This window comes from Streptomyces sp. NRRL S-340 (genome assembly GCF_000720185.1).
In the GTDB taxonomy this organism is placed as follows: Bacteria; Actinomycetota; Actinomycetes; order Streptomycetales; family Streptomycetaceae; genus Streptomyces.
The window spans coordinates 109778-126342 of the sequence record NZ_JOIY01000012.1; the positions used below are offsets into that span (position 1 = coordinate 109778).

The 16565-nt window shown below is 74.3% G+C and carries 15 protein-coding genes and 1 pseudogene; 8 read left to right on the forward strand and 8 right to left on the reverse strand.

The genetic code is table 11. The features are described from left to right. Nucleotides 1–13: 13 nt before the first annotated feature. Together IG64_RS12145 and IG64_RS42115 are read right to left on the reverse strand one after the other, a co-directional pair. The gene (locus tag IG64_RS12145; RefSeq protein ID WP_037854937.1) at nt 14–2656 is read right to left on the reverse strand and encodes a SpoIIE family protein phosphatase; all 2643 of its coding nucleotides are present in this window, start codon (nt 2654–2656) and stop codon (nt 14–16) included. A 184-nt stretch (nt 2657–2840) separates the two neighbouring features. Continuing rightward, nucleotides 2841–3739 (reverse strand): annotated as a pseudogene (locus IG64_RS42115) (hypothetical protein); the annotation flags it as partial. Nucleotides 3740–3800: 61 nt separating this feature from the next. On the opposite strand from IG64_RS42115, the gene IG64_RS12155 reads away from it, so the two are divergent. Further along, on the forward strand, nt 3801–4184 hold the full coding sequence (locus IG64_RS12155) for a thioesterase family protein (RefSeq protein WP_037854940.1): 384 nt from the start codon (nt 3801–3803) through the stop codon (nt 4182–4184). Here the strand turns inward: IG64_RS12155 and IG64_RS12160 are convergent. Further along, nucleotides 4157–4543 carry an NUDIX domain-containing protein gene (locus tag IG64_RS12160; protein ID WP_037854941.1) on the reverse strand — a complete coding sequence of 129 codons (387 nt, stop codon included), beginning with the start codon at nt 4541–4543 and terminating at the stop codon, nt 4157–4159. The two genes, IG64_RS12155 and IG64_RS12160, sit on opposite strands and share 28 nt — an antisense overlap. 208 nt (nt 4544–4751) lie before the next feature. After that, nucleotides 4752–5510, reverse strand: a complete 759-nt coding sequence (locus IG64_RS12165) for a DeoR/GlpR family DNA-binding transcription regulator (protein ID WP_037854943.1) — start codon at nt 5508–5510, stop codon at nt 4752–4754. 314 nt (nt 5511–5824) lie between these two features. On the opposite strand from IG64_RS12165, the gene IG64_RS12170 reads away from it, so the two are divergent. The 6 genes from IG64_RS12170 (at nt 5825) to IG64_RS12195 (ending at nt 12781) form a co-directional block, all read left to right on the forward strand. Beyond that, complete coding sequence (locus IG64_RS12170) at nt 5825–6673, forward strand: endo alpha-1,4 polygalactosaminidase (protein WP_051812722.1); 849 nt, start codon at nt 5825–5827, stop codon at nt 6671–6673. A 354-nt stretch (nt 6674–7027) separates the two neighbouring features. Beyond that, entirely contained in the window at nt 7028–8362 is a 1335-nt protein-coding gene (locus tag IG64_RS12175) for an ABC transporter substrate-binding protein (RefSeq protein WP_037854945.1), read from the forward strand. 10 nt (nt 8363–8372) lie between these two features. Then, entirely contained in the window at nt 8373–9440 is a 1068-nt protein-coding gene (locus IG64_RS12180) for a carbohydrate ABC transporter permease (RefSeq protein ID WP_037854947.1), read from the forward strand. Further along, nucleotides 9437–10345, forward strand: a complete 909-nt coding sequence (locus tag IG64_RS12185) for a carbohydrate ABC transporter permease (protein ID WP_037854949.1) — start codon at nt 9437–9439, stop codon at nt 10343–10345. Before IG64_RS12180 ends, IG64_RS12185 begins: the two co-directional genes overlap by 4 nt. A gap of 100 nt (nt 10346–10445) precedes the next feature. Further along, complete coding sequence (locus IG64_RS12190; RefSeq protein ID WP_037854950.1) at nt 10446–11417, forward strand: carbohydrate kinase family protein; 972 nt, start codon at nt 10446–10448, stop codon at nt 11415–11417. After that, nucleotides 11417–12781, forward strand: a complete 1365-nt coding sequence (locus tag IG64_RS12195; RefSeq protein WP_051812724.1) for an alpha-glucosidase/alpha-galactosidase — start codon at nt 11417–11419, stop codon at nt 12779–12781. Before IG64_RS12190 ends, IG64_RS12195 begins: the two co-directional genes overlap by 1 nt. Nucleotides 12782–13009: 228 nt before the next feature. Here IG64_RS12195 and IG64_RS12200 read toward each other — a convergent pair whose 3' ends face one another. Continuing rightward, nucleotides 13010–13825 (reverse strand): sulfite exporter TauE/SafE family protein, encoded by an 816-nt coding sequence (locus IG64_RS12200; RefSeq protein WP_037854952.1) that lies wholly within the window; start codon nt 13823–13825, stop codon nt 13010–13012. 92 nt (nt 13826–13917) lie between these two features. Between IG64_RS12200 and IG64_RS12205 the strand changes: the two genes are divergently transcribed. Beyond that, nucleotides 13918–14751 (forward strand): AraC family transcriptional regulator, encoded by an 834-nt coding sequence (locus IG64_RS12205; RefSeq protein WP_051812726.1) that lies wholly within the window; start codon nt 13918–13920, stop codon nt 14749–14751. On the opposite strand, the gene IG64_RS12210 is transcribed toward IG64_RS12205, so the two are convergent. From IG64_RS12210 to IG64_RS41130, 3 genes are all read right to left on the reverse strand, one after another. Continuing rightward, entirely contained in the window at nt 14708–15064 is a 357-nt protein-coding gene (locus IG64_RS12210) for a VOC family protein (RefSeq protein WP_037855035.1), read from the reverse strand. The two genes, IG64_RS12205 and IG64_RS12210, sit on opposite strands and share 44 nt — an antisense overlap. A 103-nt stretch (nt 15065–15167) precedes the next feature. Then, a complete protein-coding gene (locus IG64_RS12215; RefSeq protein WP_037854955.1) occupies nt 15168–16340 on the reverse strand; it encodes a lanthionine synthetase LanC family protein in 1173 nt (390 codons plus the stop codon). A gap of 64 nt (nt 16341–16404) precedes the next feature. Continuing rightward, entirely contained in the window at nt 16405–16560 is a 156-nt protein-coding gene (locus IG64_RS41130; RefSeq protein ID WP_158771544.1) for a hypothetical protein, read from the reverse strand. Nucleotides 16561–16565 lie beyond the last annotated feature (5 nt).

Sequence of the window (16565 nt, forward strand, 5' to 3'; positions counted from 1 at the left end):
GCGTACGCAGCCCTCAGGGCAGGGGCGTGGGCCGGACGGCGAGGACGGCGATGTCGTCCTCGCCGTCGGCGCCCAGTCTGATCAGGAGTTCGTCGCAGAACACGTCGAGGGGTTCGCGGGCCAGGGCCGCGGCGTGCCGGCTCAGCCGGTCCAGGGCGTGGTCCAGGGGTTCGCCGCGGCGTTCGACGAGGCCGTCGGTGTACAGCAGCACCGTCGCGTCGGCCGGGATCTCGTCCGACGCCCGGGTACGGGGCAGGCCGGGGTCCACGCCGAGCATCAGGCCCGAGCCGTCCTCCAGGAACCGGTTGGGGCCGCCCGGCACGGTCAGCAGCGGGGGCAGGTGCCCGGCCGAGGAGTGCACCAGTTCCCACCGGCCCTCCCCGAAGCTCCTGATCAGCCCGTAGACGCAGGTGGCGGTGGCCTCCCGGTAGAAACTGTGGTTCGCCGCGTCCAGGCGGCGCAGGACCGTCTCCGGGGGCTCCTCGCGGCCCACGGCGATGCCGCGGAGCATGCTGCGCAGCTGGCTCATGGCGATGGCCGCGTCGAGGTTGTGGCCGGCGACGTCACCGATGACCACGGCCGTGTCGCCGCCGGGCAGGACGAAGCTGTCGTACCAGTCGCCGCCGACCTGCGCGGTGGTGGAGGAGGCCGCGTAGCGGGCGGCCAGCCGCAGGTTCGGCACCTGCGGCAGCACGGGCAGCAGTGAGCGCTGGAGACGCTCGGCGATGTTGCGTGTCTCCTGGTGGAGGCGGGCGTTGTCGACCCCCAGAGCGAGAGTGCGGACGAGGTCGTCGACCAGGGGCAGGTCCGCTCGGGTGAACGGCCTGCGACGCCCGCCGCGGGCCACGGTGAGGGCACCGATGACCTCCCGGCGTGCCCGCAGCGGGGCGACGACGACGCTGTCGGCGCCCAGTTGGCGCAGCAGTTGCAGGTAGTGGGCGTCCAGGGGGCTCCCGGCCTGGTCCGACGGGGGCGGCTCGGTCAGCAGCAGGGGGCCCGCGCCGCGCAGGGCACGGGCGAGCGGACCGCGGGCGCTCGCGGAGACCGGCGGGAGCGGTCCCTCGTGCTGCTCGGGTGACGCCTCGCCCGGGGCCCGGTGGACGACGCAGACGCGTTCCACCTCCGCGTTCTCGGTGAACAGGTCGACCGCGCACCAGTCGGCCAGCCGCCGGGTGAGGATGCCGGCCACCCGTTGCAGGCCCGCGTCGAGGTCGGGAGCGCCGCTGAGCGCCGCACCGGTGTCGGCCATGAGGGCGAGCCGCTCCAGCGCCGAGACGCCCGCCGGGCCGCCGCCCGCCGCACGCGCGCCCTCGTGGGCGGCCGGCTCCAGGGGCCCGCCCGGTTCCCGGGGCCACGGCGCGGAGCGGGGGCGGCCGAGCGGACTGGCCGGTGCGACGGACGCGGCCGCCCTGGGGGTGAGCTGGGCGACGAAGACGGTACGGCCGTCGGCGGTCTCCTGGGTCTGGATGAACAGGCGGATGGGGATCAGCCGGCCGTCGCGGTGCAGGGCGGGCAGCGGCACGGAACGGCCCAGGATCCGGGGCTGCCCGGTGAGCAGCAGGGACGTGAACGATCCGGTGTGGCGCCTGCGCAGGTGTTCCGGCATCAGCATGGTCAGCGGCTGTCCGAGGAGGTCGTCCGGGTGCCGGCCGAACAGGTCCGCCGCGGCGGTGTTCGCGGCGATGATCACGTTCCTCTCGTCCGCGGCGATGGTCGGCACGCGCGCGGCGCTGACCTGGCCGGCGTCCCAGGGCACCAGTTCGGACAGGCCGGCCCCCGGCTCCCGCGGCACCACGCTCCACGCCATCGGGTTCTCACCGTCGAGCTGGCCGGCGATCTGGTCGAACAGCCAGTGGTGGAAGACGCGGTTGCGGGGCAGTGCCGGCAGGGTCAGCAGGCACTCCTCACGGGCCGCGTCCTCGGCCACGTCCAGCACCTCCCACAGGGTCCGCACGGCCGGCCCGGCGTCCGGCGGCATGCCCAGGCGCAGCGAGCGGAACCCGGCCTCGGCGGGCTGCTCGCGCAGCGCGGCGGTGACGCAGGCGCTGATCAGGTTGCTGGTGTCGTGGGCGACGGCGAGGTCGTGCGCCGTCACGCCCACCAGGCCGGTTCCGGCGGCCGCGGCCAGGGTGGCCTCGCGCAGCAGGGTGTTGCGGTGCTGCTGGGAGGCCGAGTACAGGGCCTCGGGCACGTCGATCAGCGTCACGGTGGCTCCGGCGCGGCAGGGCGGCGCGGTGACTTCCCAGCCGGCCGGCCGCGGCGGGCCGCCGCCGGGGCGCAGCTCGAACCAGACGCTCTTGTGCTCCTCGCCCATGTCGACGCCGCATCGGGAGGCCAGCAGCCCGGCCAGGGCCAGGCCCTGTCCGGTGCCGGCGTAAGGGGAACACTCGTGCGGTACGAGTCCGCGGTCCGGCCGCCGGTCGCTCACCCGCACCCGCACCGTGCCGCCCTCGGCGCAGGCGGTCACCTCGACCGGTGTGCGGGCGTGCAGCACCGCGTTGGTCACCAGTTCACTGACCAGGAGCTGAGCGGTCTCCACCAGGTCCGCGGCGACATGGTCGAGAGCGGCTCGTACGAACCGCCGGGCCTGCGGCACGCTCTCCGGCTCCGGGGGGAACCGTCGGGCGGACGCCCCCCGGGCATTGAGATCGCCCATGCACCCAGTGTGCCCCACGAGATCCCGCCCCGGTGTCTGCGTCCGCCTTCCGCCCGCCGGACGGGTGAGCGCCGGGGCCCGGGCCGCCCGGACGGCCCAGCGGACCGACGCGGTGGCCAGCGACGGTGGCGTGCGCGCGGCGCCCGCCGGCGCGTGGGCCGTGGGCGGCGCGCACGGGCCGGCCGCCCGAGGAGGCGGTGTCGGCGCAGGACGCCTCGCGCGGCCCGGAGTCGTAGAACCGGGTGAGGCACTCGGCGAAGGCGGCGTGGCCGCGGGCGTTGGGATGGAAGGACTGCCGGACGGAGTTCTCGTCCGGGAGCCCGGGCTTGGAGAGGTCGATGAAGAGTCCGCGGGCCCAGGTGTCCTCGGTGCACACCTCGTGCCCGTGGAAGAGGCGCGAGTTGTCGAGGCAGAACGCGCCGGTGCCGGCGGCGGCCTTGCGAATGCCGCGTTCGAAGGCGGGGACGCGACGTCACGGCCCCAGGCGGTGTCGGAGTCGTAGTCGAGGCCGCCGCAGGCGAGCTTGCCCGCGAATCCCGGGTTGTCCCGGAAGTCCGGTCCGATGGGGCCCGGGCAGCTCATGACGACCAGCTTGCAGTCGCCGTCGGCGTAACCGGCCTCGCGCATCACCGAATTCAGGTCCCGGACGGTCTGCTCGACCTTGGGGACCAGGGCGTCGACCCTGGCCTGCCAGCCCGGTGCGTACTTGGCCGCACAGGGTCCCCGGGAGAGCAGGGAGCGTTCGACGCAGTCGGTCATGACGGGGCCGAACCGGAGGTCGTCGTTGGCACCGGCCACCAGGAGGACCATCTTGACGCGGGTGTTGCGCGCCTTGACGGCCAGGCTGTCGCTCTGGACGAGTTCGTCGGCGTACTGCTCCGTGCCGCCGGCCCTGATGTTGCCGGTGAAGGCGCCGGAGCAGGCGACGTCGAAGGTGAGGTCCGCGGGGATGCCGGTGCGGTGGACGGCGGCGTCGGGCGAGCGGTGGCACCAGTTGACGGGGCCGTCGGTCGGCGGTTCGTACGTGCCGACGCTTCCGGCCCCGACCGAGGGCGGGCGGCGGGCCCGTGGCCGCGCGGGCGGCGGGCGGCGGGCGGCGGGACACCGGTGAGCGCACGGGAGGCGATGCGGTTAGCGTGGTCGCATGCGACATGAGGTGACCGACGCCGACACGGCGACGTCGGTGGGCAGTGGTGACGTGCCCGTGCTGGCAACCCCCCGGCTGATCGCCTGGCTGGAGGCGGCGACCGTACGGGCCGCCGCGCCGTTCACCGCGGCCGGCCAGACGACGGTGGGCACGGCGATCCGCGTCCAGCACCTGCGCGCCACCCGCGTGGGCGGCCGCGTGGAGGTCGTGGCGGAGGCGCCCGCCGCCGCCGTGGGCCGTCGGCTCACCTTCCTCGTGCGGGCCGTCGACGGCGCCGGGGAACTCGTCGCCACCGGGGAGATCGACCGGGCGATCGTCGACCGGCAGCGGTTCCTCGCCGCGGCGCCCGACCCTCAGACGGGTGTGTGGCCCGCCAGGTAGTCCCGTACGGCACCGGGAAGGTCCGCCGGGAGCGGCTCGTCCATGGGTGCCCAGCGGATCCGCTCCGGTGCGAGCCGCGCCCCGGAGGAGGGGTCCTCGCTCAGCAGCTGGCACACCACCGCGGCCGGCTCCGTCCCCCCGCTTCCGCCCGGCGCACCGAGCGTCGCCGAACCGTCGACCAGGTACCCGGTGGACTCGTAGACGAGGCGCGCCGCGGTCGCCTGCGGTGTCTCGGCCGGCTCCGGGACGCCCGAGGGCAGCCCCCAGCCGTCCCGGCCCTCTTCCTCCACCAGCAGCAGCCGCCCGTCGTAGACGACCACCGCCCGCACCGCGCTCCCCGCGGCCTGTTCCGCTGTCATGGTCCAGCCCTCCCGCTGTGGTCCGTGCGGCCCTCCGGCAGGGCACCGTCGGTTGTCCGCCCCCCGGACTTCCTGCCCCCTGCGCGGTGCGCCTACCCCTGGTCCGAGGCACCGAAAGCGCCTGCCCCCAGGCGCCGTTGCCCCGTCCCGCGCCCCGCGCTCCGCCCGTTCCCGTCTCCCCTCTCCCGTCCTCCGTCTCCGGGCTGTGTCACACCACGGTCACCGCGACGCCGGCGCCGGTGATCGCGGCGAGCGCGTCGGCGGGTGCGGCCTGGTCGGTGACGAGGTGGTCGACGTCCTTCAGGGAGCAGATCCGGGCGAAGGTGGCCCGGCCGATCTTCGAGTGGTCGGCGACGACGACGGTCCTGTCGCTGCTGGCGGCGAAGGCCCGGTCCGTCGCCGCCTCGAGCTGGTCGTGGGTCGTGCAGCCGTGCTCGGCGCTGATGCCGTCCACGCCGAGGAACGTGATGTCGGTGTGGTGGTCGGCGAGCGTCTTCTCCGCGATGGGGCCCACGAGTTCGTAGCTCTCGGTGCGGGCGTAGCCGCCGACGACGACGAGCGTGACGTCGTGGTGCGGGACCGTCTCGGCGGCGATGTTCACGGCGTTGGTCACGATGGTGACGGCGCCCCGGGCGGCCAGGACGCGCGCGATCTCGGTGACGGTGGTCCCCCCGGTCATCCCGACGACCGCGCCGCGGGGCACGAGCCGGGCCGCGGCCCGCGCGATGGCCTGCTTCTGCGGCCGGCTGCGCTCGGTGCGGTGCTGGACCGGGAGTTCGGGCCCCGCGCTGCCCTGGACGGCCCCGCCGTGCGTCCGGCGCAGCAGGTTCAGCCGGCTCAAGTGCTGCAGATCGCGCCGGATGGTGGCTCCGGAGACGTTCAGCAACCGGGACAACTCGGTGACGTCGATGGCACCACGCGCGGAGACATGCTCAAGTATTCGCGCATGACGCTCAGTTTTCAGCATGCGATGAGCATAGACCGGACAGGGGCGGCACGAGGGCCGTGCGACGGGGAGGCGTGACCGGCCGCCCCGAGGGAAAGCGACCGGCCGAGCACCCTTGCCCATATGAACAAGATGCGCATCTTCGATCTGTTGACATGGCGAAAGTTGCTCGCTTTACTCCTTCCAACGCCAGAGCTGAGCACCCGGCGTCAGAGGTACGCCCAGCCGGTAGCACGGTGCGCACACCGTAAGTCCGGACAAAGTCGCCAGGATCCGTCCGCACGGACGCGGGGTCCGAGGCGGGGACGTACCCTCGCATCTTCTGGAGCTCAAAGATGTCCCTCTTCGATCGTGCCCGGCCGCACGGGCGTGCCACCGTGGCGGTGGCCGCCGCGGCGGCGGTCATCTGTCCGCTGTCCGCCTGCGCTTCGGCGAGTGCGGCCACCTCCACGGCCACCCCCGCGGCCACCTCCGCGGCCACGGTGACCCTTCCTCCGGCACACGCCGCCTTCGACTACCAGATCGGCAAGGCCTATCCGCCGCCGTCCGGGGTGAAGGTCGTCACCCGCGACTACACGGCCGCCCCGGCGGCCGGTCTCTACAACATCTGCTACGTCAACGCCTTCCAGGCCCAGCCCGGCGCCGAGAGCCAGTGGGGCGACCTGCTGCTGCGGGACGCGAACGGCAAGGTCGTGTACGACGACAACTGGGGGGAGGCCATGCTCGACATCCGCACCGACGCCAAGCGGCAGCGGATCGCGGCGAAGGTGAACTCCTGGATCGACACGTGTGCGAGCAAGGGCTTCAAGGCCGTCGAGCCGGACAACCTGGACACCTTCGACCGGACGAAGCTGATCAGCGAGGCCAACGCGAAGGCGTTCATCCGGCTGCTGTCGGCCCACGCGCACGACAAGGGCCTGGCGATCGCCCAGAAGAACACGTCCCAGTTCTCCACCGACCGCGCTGACACCGGGCTCGACTTCGCCGTCGCCGAGGAGTGCGGCGAGTGGGACGAGTGCGGCGACTACGTCGACGGGTTCGGTGACCACGTCATCGTCATCGAGTACCAGGAGAAGAACCTCAAGAAGGTGTGCGCCGCCTACGGTGACCGCCTCAGCGTCGTGCTGCGCGACGTGAACGTGACGGCTCCCGGCGACAGCGGTTACGTCCGCAAGACCTGCTGACGCGCCGCCCGCACGGCCCGCCCGGTGCGTCCGGTCCCGTTTCCGGCGCACCGGGCACCCCTCCGGCTTCCGCCCCGCTCCGGGTCGCCCGTTTCCGAGGCGCCCCGCCCGTGAGCCGCCCCCCTGGTGAGCCGCTCCCCCGCCGGGGCTCCCCGCCGCGCGAGAAGCGCGCTCCGGCGCACCCCGCCCACCGCGGCAGGCGCACCCCGCGCATCCGGCGGCACCCTCCCGTGCCGTCCGCCCCGCGCGGCGGCACCCCTCCCACCGCACACCGTCCCGTCCGGCAACCGGCCCGCCGCGCCGGACCGTCCGTCCGCGTGGCATCCCGCGTCACGCGTCCTCCTGGGGGCTCACATGGCCGCAGCACACCGCCCGTCCGGCACCGGACTTCCGCGCCGTACGATCCTGCGCCGGGGCAGCGCCCTGGCCCTCGGTGCCGCCGCGACGGCGGCGCTGCCCGGGTGCGGCGCGGCCACGGACGACGGCGTCGGCGCCGACGGCCGGGTCACCGTCGAACTCTGGCACGGCCAGACGGACACGGGCCGCGCGGCGATCGAGAAGCTGGTGGCGGAGTTCAACCGCACCCACCCCGGTATCCGGGTGGACCCGGGCGGCGGGGTCCTCGCCGACGCGATGCTGCAGAAGATCACCGCCGCGCTCGCGGCCGGTTCCTTCCCCGACGTCGCCTACGTCTTCGGTTCCGACCTGGCCAGCGTCGCCCGCAGCCCCTCGGTGGTGGACCTGAGCGACACCGTGCGTTCGGGACCGACGCCCTGGAACGACTTCTGGGCGCCCGCCCGCGCCGCGGTCACGCTCAACGGCCACGTCCGCGCCTCGCCCGCCCTGCTCGACTCCCTGGCCGTCGTCTGCAACAAGAAGCTCTTCCGTGACGCCGGCCTGCCGCTGCCCCGGCCCGGCTGGACCTGGGAGCAGTTCGTGGCCACGGCGGCCAGGCTCACCGACCGGCGGCGCGGGGTGTTCGGCACCGGCTGGCCCGGCGTCGGCGACGAGGACACCGTGTGGCGGCTGTGGCCGATGGTGTGGGACCTGGGCGGCGACGTCATCGGCCCGGACGGACGGCGCATCGGGTTCGAGGAGAGCGGCGTCAAGGCCCTCCAGACGGTGGCGGCCCTGGCCGGGGACAGGAGTGTCTACGTCGATCCGAAGCCGGGCAGCGAGCAGATGTACCAGGTCTTCGCGTCGGGCCGCATGGGCATGGTCGTCACCGGACCGTGGCAGCTGCCGGACATCCGCCAGGCCGGCATCGACCACCATGTGGTGCCGCTGCCCAGCTACAGCGGCCGCCCGGTGACCATCTCGGGCCCCGACACCTGGACCGTGTTCGACAACGGCCCGGCCCGGGTCCGTGCCGCGCGCACCTTCGTGACCTGGCTGTCCCAGCCCGCCCAGGACGTCCGCTGGGACGTGCAGGCCGGCAGTCTCCCCCTGAGCCGCAGCACGCAGGCGCTGCCCGCGTGGCACGCGCAGGAGGCGCGGACCGAGGGCCTCGCGGTGTTCACCGAGGCACTGACCTCGGCCCGGGTGCGGCCCGTCCACCCGGCGTACCCGCAGATCTCGCAGGCCCTCGGCCAGGCGATCGCCTCGGTGCTCATCGGCCGGAGCACCCCCGCCAAGGCACTGCGCGACTGCGCGCACGAGGCCAACGCCGCCCTGCTCATCCCGCGTTGAGAGGACCACCATGCCCCGCCTGCCCTCACCCCTCACCCTCGCGGACCGCGGCCCCGGCCGGAAGACCCGCACCGGCCGCCACGCCCCCGGCGACGACGACGGACACGGCACCGGCGCGGACGCCCCGCCGCGCTCCGGGTCCGTGCGCCGCCGTGCCGGCCGGGAGTCCGCCGCCGCCTGGGCGTTCGTCTCCCCCGCGGTACTGGTGATCCTGGGCCTGAGCGTCGTACCGGTGGCGTGGTCGCTGCTGCTGTCCTTCCAGGCCGACGACCTGGTCACGCCCAGCCGCTGGGTCGGCCTGGCCAACTACCGGGCGCTCGGGCAGGACCCGCACTTCAGCCAGGCGGTGCGCAACACCCTGCTCTACACGGCGCTGTACGTGCCGTTGAGCATCGGCCTCGGGCTGTTCCTGGCCCTGGCGCTCAACCAGCGGCTGCGGCTGGTCGCCCTGTACCGCACCCTCTTCTTCGTGCCGTTCGTCGTCTCGGCGACGGCCCAGGGAGTGCTGTTCTCCTTCATCCTCGACCCCGAGTTCGGCGCCGCCAACTCCGTGCTGCACAAGGTCGGGATATCCCCGCAGGGCTTCCTCACCGACCCCGGCCAGGCGCTGCTCGCGCTCGTGGCGATCTCGCTGTGGAGCGGCACCGGCTTCTGCGTGGTGGTGCTGCTGGCCGCCCTCCAGGACGTACCGCCCTCACTGGTGGAGGCGGCCCGGCTGGACGGCGCCGGCCGCCGCCACGTGCTGCGCCACGTGACGCTCCCGGCCCTCGCCCCGGTGCTGGTCTTCCTCCTGCTGTGGCAGACCATCAACGCCCTGCAGGTCTTCGACCTGGTGTACGTGACGACCAAGGGCGGCCCGCTCGGCTCGACCACGGTGATCGTCTACTTCATCTGGGAGCAGGCCTTCAAGAACTTCACCGCCGGTTACGGTGCGGCGGCGGCCTACGCCCTGGCCCTCGCCCTGATCCTGCTCGCCGCCGTCCCGCGGACCGCCCGGGCCGTACGGCGCCGGGCCCGAGCCCACCACGGCCGCACCGGCCGCGCCGGTTCCGCCGGCCTGGAAGGAGCCGCACGATGACGGCCACGTCCCCCGCCCCGTCCGCGTTCCCCTCGGCTCCCGCCCCGGCGTCCCCGGACCGCCCGGCGGCCGCGCCCGGACGGCCCCGCAAGAGGCTGCCGTTCAGCCCCTGGCACCTTCTGCTGGCCCCGCTCGCCCTGGTGTTCGCGGTCCCGCTGATCTGGCTGCTGCTCAGCTCCGTCATGAGCGACGCGCAGATCAACCGGTTCCCGCCCGCCCTGTGGCCCTCCCGCATCGATCTGGGCGGCTACCGCTACGTCCTGGGCAACGCCATGTTCCCGCGCTGGTTCGCCAACTCGCTGCTGGTGTCACTGGCCGCGGTGGTGTCCAACCTGGTCCTCGGCGCCCTGGCGGGTTACGCGTTCGCCCGGATGCGGTTCGCGGGCTCCCGGCTGCTGCTGGGGCTGATGCTGGCCACCATGGCGATCCCGTTCCAGCTGACGATGATCCCGACGTTCCTGGTGATGAAGCGGCTCGGGCTCATCGACACGCTCGGCGCGCTGATCGTGCCCTCCCTGGTCACCCCGTTCGCCGTGTTCCTGCTGCGCCAGTTCTTCCTGTCGCTGCCCAGGGAACTGGAGGAGGCGGCCTGGCTGGACGGCTGCTCCCGGCTGCGGGTGCTGTGGCAGATCGTGCTGCCGCTGTCGCGGCCGGCGCTGAGCACGGTGGCGGTGCTGACCTTCCTCACCACGTGGAACGACCTGAGCTGGCCGCTGATCGCCATCAACCACGACACCCAGTACACCCTCCAGCTGGGCCTGACCACGTTCCAGGGGCAGCACCACACCAAGTGGTCCGCGGTCATGGCGGGCAACGTGATCACCGTGCTGCCCGTGCTGCTCGCCTTCCTGCTCGCGCAGAAGTCCTTCATCCAGTCGATCACGTCGAGCGGCCTCAAGGGGTGACCGGCCTCCCGGCCGCCTCCCCCGTCAGCCGCCCCACCGCCGTCCGCCCGTCAGGGTCCGCACCCGGGCCCGTCAGGGTCCGCACCTCAAGGAAGACCGCATGCAGCACGCCTACGACCTCCTCGTCCTGGGAGACGCCAACCCCGACATCGTCGTCGGACCGCTGGAGGCGCCCCTCGCCTTCGGGCAGCGCGAACGGCTCGTCGACAGCGGGACGCTCACCCTCGGCGGCTCCGCGTCGATCATGGCGTGCGGGGCCGCCCGGCTCGGGCTGAAGGTGGCCTTCGCCGGACGCGTCGGCGACGACGACGCCGGACGGTTCGTGCGGGCGGCGCTGGAGGAGCGGGGCGTCGACACCTCGGCCCTGCGCGTCGACCCCGCCCTGGCCACGCCACTCACCGTCGTGCTGACCCGCCCCGACGGCGACCGGGCGATCCTCACCTCCCCGGGCACGCTCCCGGCCACCGGGCCCGACGACGTGCCCGAGGCCCTGCTCACCGGCAGCCGCCACGTCCACGCCGCTTCCTACTTCCTGCTGCCGCGGCTCGCCGCCGCCCTGCCCGCCCTGTTCGCCACCGCCCGCGCGCACGGCGCCACCACCTCCCTCGACACCAACGACGACCCGGCCGACGCGTGGGCGCCCGGCGCCCTGGCGGAGGTGCTCGCCGTCACCGACCACCTGTTGCCCAACGCGCGGGAGGCCACCGCCCTCGCGGCCGCCGCCGTCGGCGCTCCCCAGGACGCCGCCCCGGAGGCCGCGGCCGCCGCGCTGGCAGCGCTCGGCCCGCACGTGGTCGTCAAGGACGGCGCCCGGGGCGCCCTCGCGCACGACGGCCGGACGCTGCTGCGCACCCCCGCCGTCCCCGTCCGGCCGCTGGACACCGTCGGAGCCGGTGACAGTTTCGACGCCGGTTTCGTCGCCGCCCGCCTGCGCGGCCTGTCCACCCCGCACGCCCTCGAGATCGCCGCGGCCTGCGGCGCCCTGTCCACCCGGGCCCACGGCGGAACACCGGCCCAGCCCACCTGGGACGAGGCCGCGGCCGCCGTCACCCGCAACGGAAAGCACCTGTGATGACCACCCACACCTCCCCGGCCGCCACGACCTCCCTGTCCTCCGGCTCCCCGAAGATCGCCTTCATCGGCGCGGGCAGCGTCGTCTTCACCCAGGGCCTGCTGGCCGACCTGCTGGCCTTCCCCGAACTCCAGGGCGCGCACATCGCCCTGCACGACATCGACGCCGAGCGGCTCGCCACCGCGCACGGCGCCGCCCGGTACATCGCCGACCAGCGGGCCGGCTCCGGTGGCTCGCGGGTGCGGGTCACCGCCCATGCCGAGCGGCGGGCGGCCCTTCAAGACGCCGACTTCGTCATCAACATCGTGCAGGTCGGCATGCGCGCCGCGACCCGGACCGACTTCGAGATCCCCGCGCGCTACGGACTGCGCCAGACGATCGGCGACACCCTCGGCATCGGGGGCATCTTCCGGGCGCTGCGCACCTTCCCGCTGCTCAGGTCGCTCGGCGAGGACATCGCCGAGGTGTGCCCCGACGCCTGGCTGCTCAACTACACCAACCCCATGGCGATGAACGTCCAGTACCTCACCCGTGCGACCGGGCTGACCCGCGTGGTGGGACTGTGCCACTCCGTGTTCTGGACCGTCCACGACCTGGCCGAACTCCTCGGCGTCCCGCAGGAGGAGGTCGTCTACCGGGCCGCCGGCGTCAACCACCAGGCCTGGATCCTGAGCCTGGAGCACCAGGGGAGCGACCTGTACCCCCGGCTCGACGCCCTGATCGCGGACGACCCCCAGCTGCGGCGCCGGGTACGCGTCGACATGTACCGGCGTCTCGGCTACTACCCCACCGAGACGAGCGAGCACTCCTCCGAGTACGTCCCCTGGTACCTGCACCACGCCGAGGAGGTGGAGCGCCTGCGCCTGCCGGTCGGGGCCTACCTGGACATCGTCGACGAGAACATCGCGGCCTACGAGCACACCCGCGACGCCCTCGCGCAGGGCGCCCCGCTCGCCGTCGAGGGCACCATGGAGTACGCCCCGCAGATCATCCACAGCATCACCACGGGCACGCCCCGCACGGTCTACGGCAACGTGCCCAACCACGGGCTGATAGACAACCTGCCGGCCTCGGGGACCGTGGAGGTCCCCTGCCTCGTGGACGCGCTGGGCGTGCAGCCCACCCGGGTCGGTGCGCTGCCCGCCCAGTGCGCGGCGCTCAACCGCACCTACCTGAGCATGAACGACCTCGTGGTGCGGGCGGCCCTGGAGGACGATCCCCGTTCGATCCGGCAGGCGGCGATGACCGACCCCGCGACGGCCGCGGCGCTGCCCGTGGAACGCATCTGGGACCTGTGCGACGACATGGTCCGCGCCCACGCGGACCTGCTCCAGCCCTCGCTGCGCGCCACGCTCGGCCACTGACGGATGCCGCACGCGCGACGCCCGGACGACGGGCCCGGCCGTGGACTCGCGGGCGGGCGGGGGCGGCCGGCTGAGAGGGGAGCCCGGCCACGCGCCCCCGTGCGTCCGGTGCGTCCGCGTCCGGTGTCCGGTGCGCCCGCGCGTGCCCGCCCCGCCCGCTCAGGCGGTGGCGAGCGCGACGGACCGGGCCCCGGCGAACGGGGCCGGGTCCGTCATGCCCTGGCACCGTCATGTCCCCGGCCGGGTGACGAGCATGACGATCAGGACGAGGACCAGCAGGGCCACGTAGGCGGCGGAGTGGAGCCGGTCGGGGACCCGGCCGCCCAGCCGCTTCACGACCGCGATGGCCGGCAGGGAGCCGCACAGCAGCGCGGCTCCCGCGCCGAGGTCGACGTAGCCGAGGCGGCCGGTGTGCGCCTGGGCTGCGGGGGCCAGGGCGTAGACGACGCTTCCCGCGAGGGCGACGGGGACACTGAGCGGGTTGGCCAGCGCGGTGGCGGTGGCCATGGGCAGCCCGCGGCGGCGCAGCAGCGGAACCGTCATGACGCTGCCGCCGACGCCGAGGCTGGCGGCGACCGTGCCGATGCCGGCGCCACCGAGCGTCGTCGTGAGCCGGCCGAGCGGGCGCGGTGCGCCGTCGCCGGTGACCGCGAGGAACCCCTTGCGCAGCACGCTGTCGGCGATCGTGACCAGCAGGTACACGGCGAACAGCACGTTGAGCAGGGTGTCGCTGATCCGGGTGGCGACGAGCGAGCCGAGTGCCGCGCCGAGCAGGACGTACCCGGCCAGCGGCCACAGGTACTCCCGGCGCAGCCGGCCGGCCCGGTGCTGGGCCACGGTGGCCCACGCGGCGTTCACGAGCATGACGACGGTCGAGGTCGCGACGGCCACGTGCATGGCGCCGTCGCCGTGCGCGGTCGCGCCCAGGAAGCCGTAGACGACGGGCACGGTGACGAATCCTCCGCCGAAGCCGAAGAGCACGGTCGTGACACCGGTCAGGCAGCCGAAGAGCAGGAGGGTGAGGAACGAGGAGGTGGTGAGCACGGTGACGACGCTACGGACCGGGACGGGTGGCGGGCATTCGACCGTTCGCCAGTTTCTTACGCGCAGACGACAGCCGGGAGTAGGCTCGTGCGGTGCGCAACATCTCCGTCGACGAGGTGGACGGCCTGGACCGCGCGGTGCTCGCCATCGGCACCGACTACCCGCACGACCATCTGCTGCCCTTCCACGAGCACCGGCGCGCCCAGGTGCTCTACGCGGCCACCGGCGTCATGGAGGTCGAGACGGCGGACGGCTCGTGGACGGTGCCCACGGCCCGCGCGGTCCTCGTCCCGCCGCGGGTGCGGCACCAGGTCACCATGACGGGCGTCAGCACGCGCAGCCTGTACATCGAGCCCGGCGCCGCGCCGTGGTTCCCGGACCGCTGCCGCGTGGTGGAGGTCTCCGCGCTGCTGCGGGCGCTGATCCTCGATGCCGTCGACATGGAGCCGCGCTATGCCGAGCACGGGCGGGACGCGACGGTGATCGAGCTGATCCTGCACGAGCTGCGCACCCTGGCACCGCTCCCCCTCGACGTGCCGCTGCCCGCCGATCCGGGGCTGCGGCGGTTGTGCGAGGCGTTCCTACGGGCTCCCGACATCCATGACCCGCCCGCCCGCTGGGCGGCGGCCCTGAACGTCAGCGAGCGCACCCTGGGGCGTCTCTTCCGGCGCGGCACGGGGCTCGGTTTCGCCCAGTGGCGGCAGCGGGCGTGCATCCTGCGGTCGGTGCACGCGCTGGCGGCGGGCACGCCGGTGACGCGGGTCGCCGTCTCGCTCGGCTACGAGAATCCCGCCGCGTTCACGACGGCCTTCCGCGGTCTGCTGGGCCGCGCTCCGTCCGCGTACCTGGCGCAGCCGCCGCCCGTGACCGCGGGGCGGCGCGTCAGCGTGCGATCAGGCAGAAGGGATGACCCGCCGGGTCGGTGAGGACGCGCCACTTGTCGCCACCGGGCTGCTCCTGCGGCCTGCCCGCGCCCAGTTCGAGCAGCCGGGCCTCGGCCTCCTCCAGGTCCGCGACCTCGAAGTCGAGGTGGATCTGCTGGGGGACGTCCTGGCCGGGCCAGGACGGCGCCCGGTGGTCCTCGGCCCGCTGGAAGCCGAGACTGAGACCGTCCTCACCGGTGAGGCCCGCGAAGTCGGCGTCGGAGCGCGGGTGGAGGGCGTACCCGGTGGCCCGCTGGTAGAACGCCGCCAGGGCGAGCGGGTCGGGGCAGTCCAGGGTGACGGCGGTCGGTCTCATCCGCAGGGTCACGGCAACTCCGTCTCGTTCGCGGCCGGTTCGGTGCGGCTCAGCCTACGGGGCGCGGGCGGCCTGTGGGGGGCGGCCGGCCTGTGGGGCGGGCTCAGCGCAGGCCCAGGCAGGGCAGCCAGGTGCGCGGGGCCGCCGCCGTGGCCGTCAGGAGCGCGCTCAGCACGCCGGGCAGGCCGTTCAGCAGGTCCGTGGTCCACTCGGCGGCCGGGTGCGCGGGGAGCCTGCCGGTCAGGTGGTGGACGAGGCGTCGCACGAGCGCGGCGGCGGCCGGCAGCCGGGCGTGGCGGTGCAGGGCGTCGGCGACGCACAGGACGCCCGCGGCGCCGTGGCACAGTCCGAGGCGGTCGGCCGGGGTGTCGCCGAAGAGGTGGAAGCTCTCGTCGTAGTGCTCGGCGAACCCGCGGAACGCGGTGGCGGCCCAGTCGGCGGTCGCCCTGTCACCGAGGGCGTCGCCCGCGTCCCACAGCGCCCAGGCGATCCCGGCGGCGCCGTAGCACCAGGCCTGCCGCGGTTGCGCCGTCGCGGGCGGCGGGGCGTCGAGTCCCGCGCCGGGCCAGGTGCGGATGCCGCGGTCGTCGTCGTAGGCCTGGCGGACGAGCCAGCCGGTGGCGTGGGTGAGCGCCGTGGTGAGCGCCGGGTCCGGTCCGAGGCGGCGCAGGGCCGCGGTGAGCGCGGTGACGACACCGGCGACGCCGTGGCCCATGCCGGTGTTGATGCGCCCCTGCACCCAGGACAGGTACGGATGCCGCGCGTACTGGCCGGTGCGCAGCCGGGGCAGTTCCGGCTCGTCGCACAGGAGGGCGAGGTGGGCGGCGAGGGGGCGCAGTGCCTCGGGGTCGGGGGTGCCCGTGCACAGGGCGAGCAGGGTGCCGGCGGGGCCGGAGATCAGGTCGTAGTCGGGGAAGGCGACGGCGTGCGTGCGGTACTTCGGCAGGCGTCGGCTCAGGGGGGCGGCGAGGCGGTCGCCGACGGGCCGGAGCGCCGGATGGAGGCGTTCGCCCAGGCGCAGGCCGACGAGGGTTCCGGCGAGGCCGCCGTCGTGCAGGGCGGGGTGGGCCGGGCCGCGTCCGGCGGCGCGGGCCCAGACGGCCACGGCGGCACGGGCGGTGTCGCGGTCCGCGACCAGGTGTGCCAGTACGGGGATTCCGGGGTCGCCGGGGTGCCGGGCCGGGCGGGGCGCCGCGGTCCAGTCCTTGAGGTAACGGGCGGCAAGGGCGTGGACCTCGTCCCGGGCGGTGGCCGGTGAGGCGGTTTCGGGCGCCATCGGGCTCCTCGGATCGGCCGGGGCGGAGCCGCCCGCCGGGACGGGCGGCTCCTGTGGGGGGTGGTCAGGCGCAGATCACGACCGTGGCACAGACGATGATCGTGCACAGGCCGCTGCACCCGGCGGTGCTGGCGGACGCCGACGGCAGGTCGCTGTCGCTGATCCGCTCGTCGAGGTCGCTGATGAGGGCGTCGAGTTCGGTGAGTTCGGTGTTGGGCATGGGAC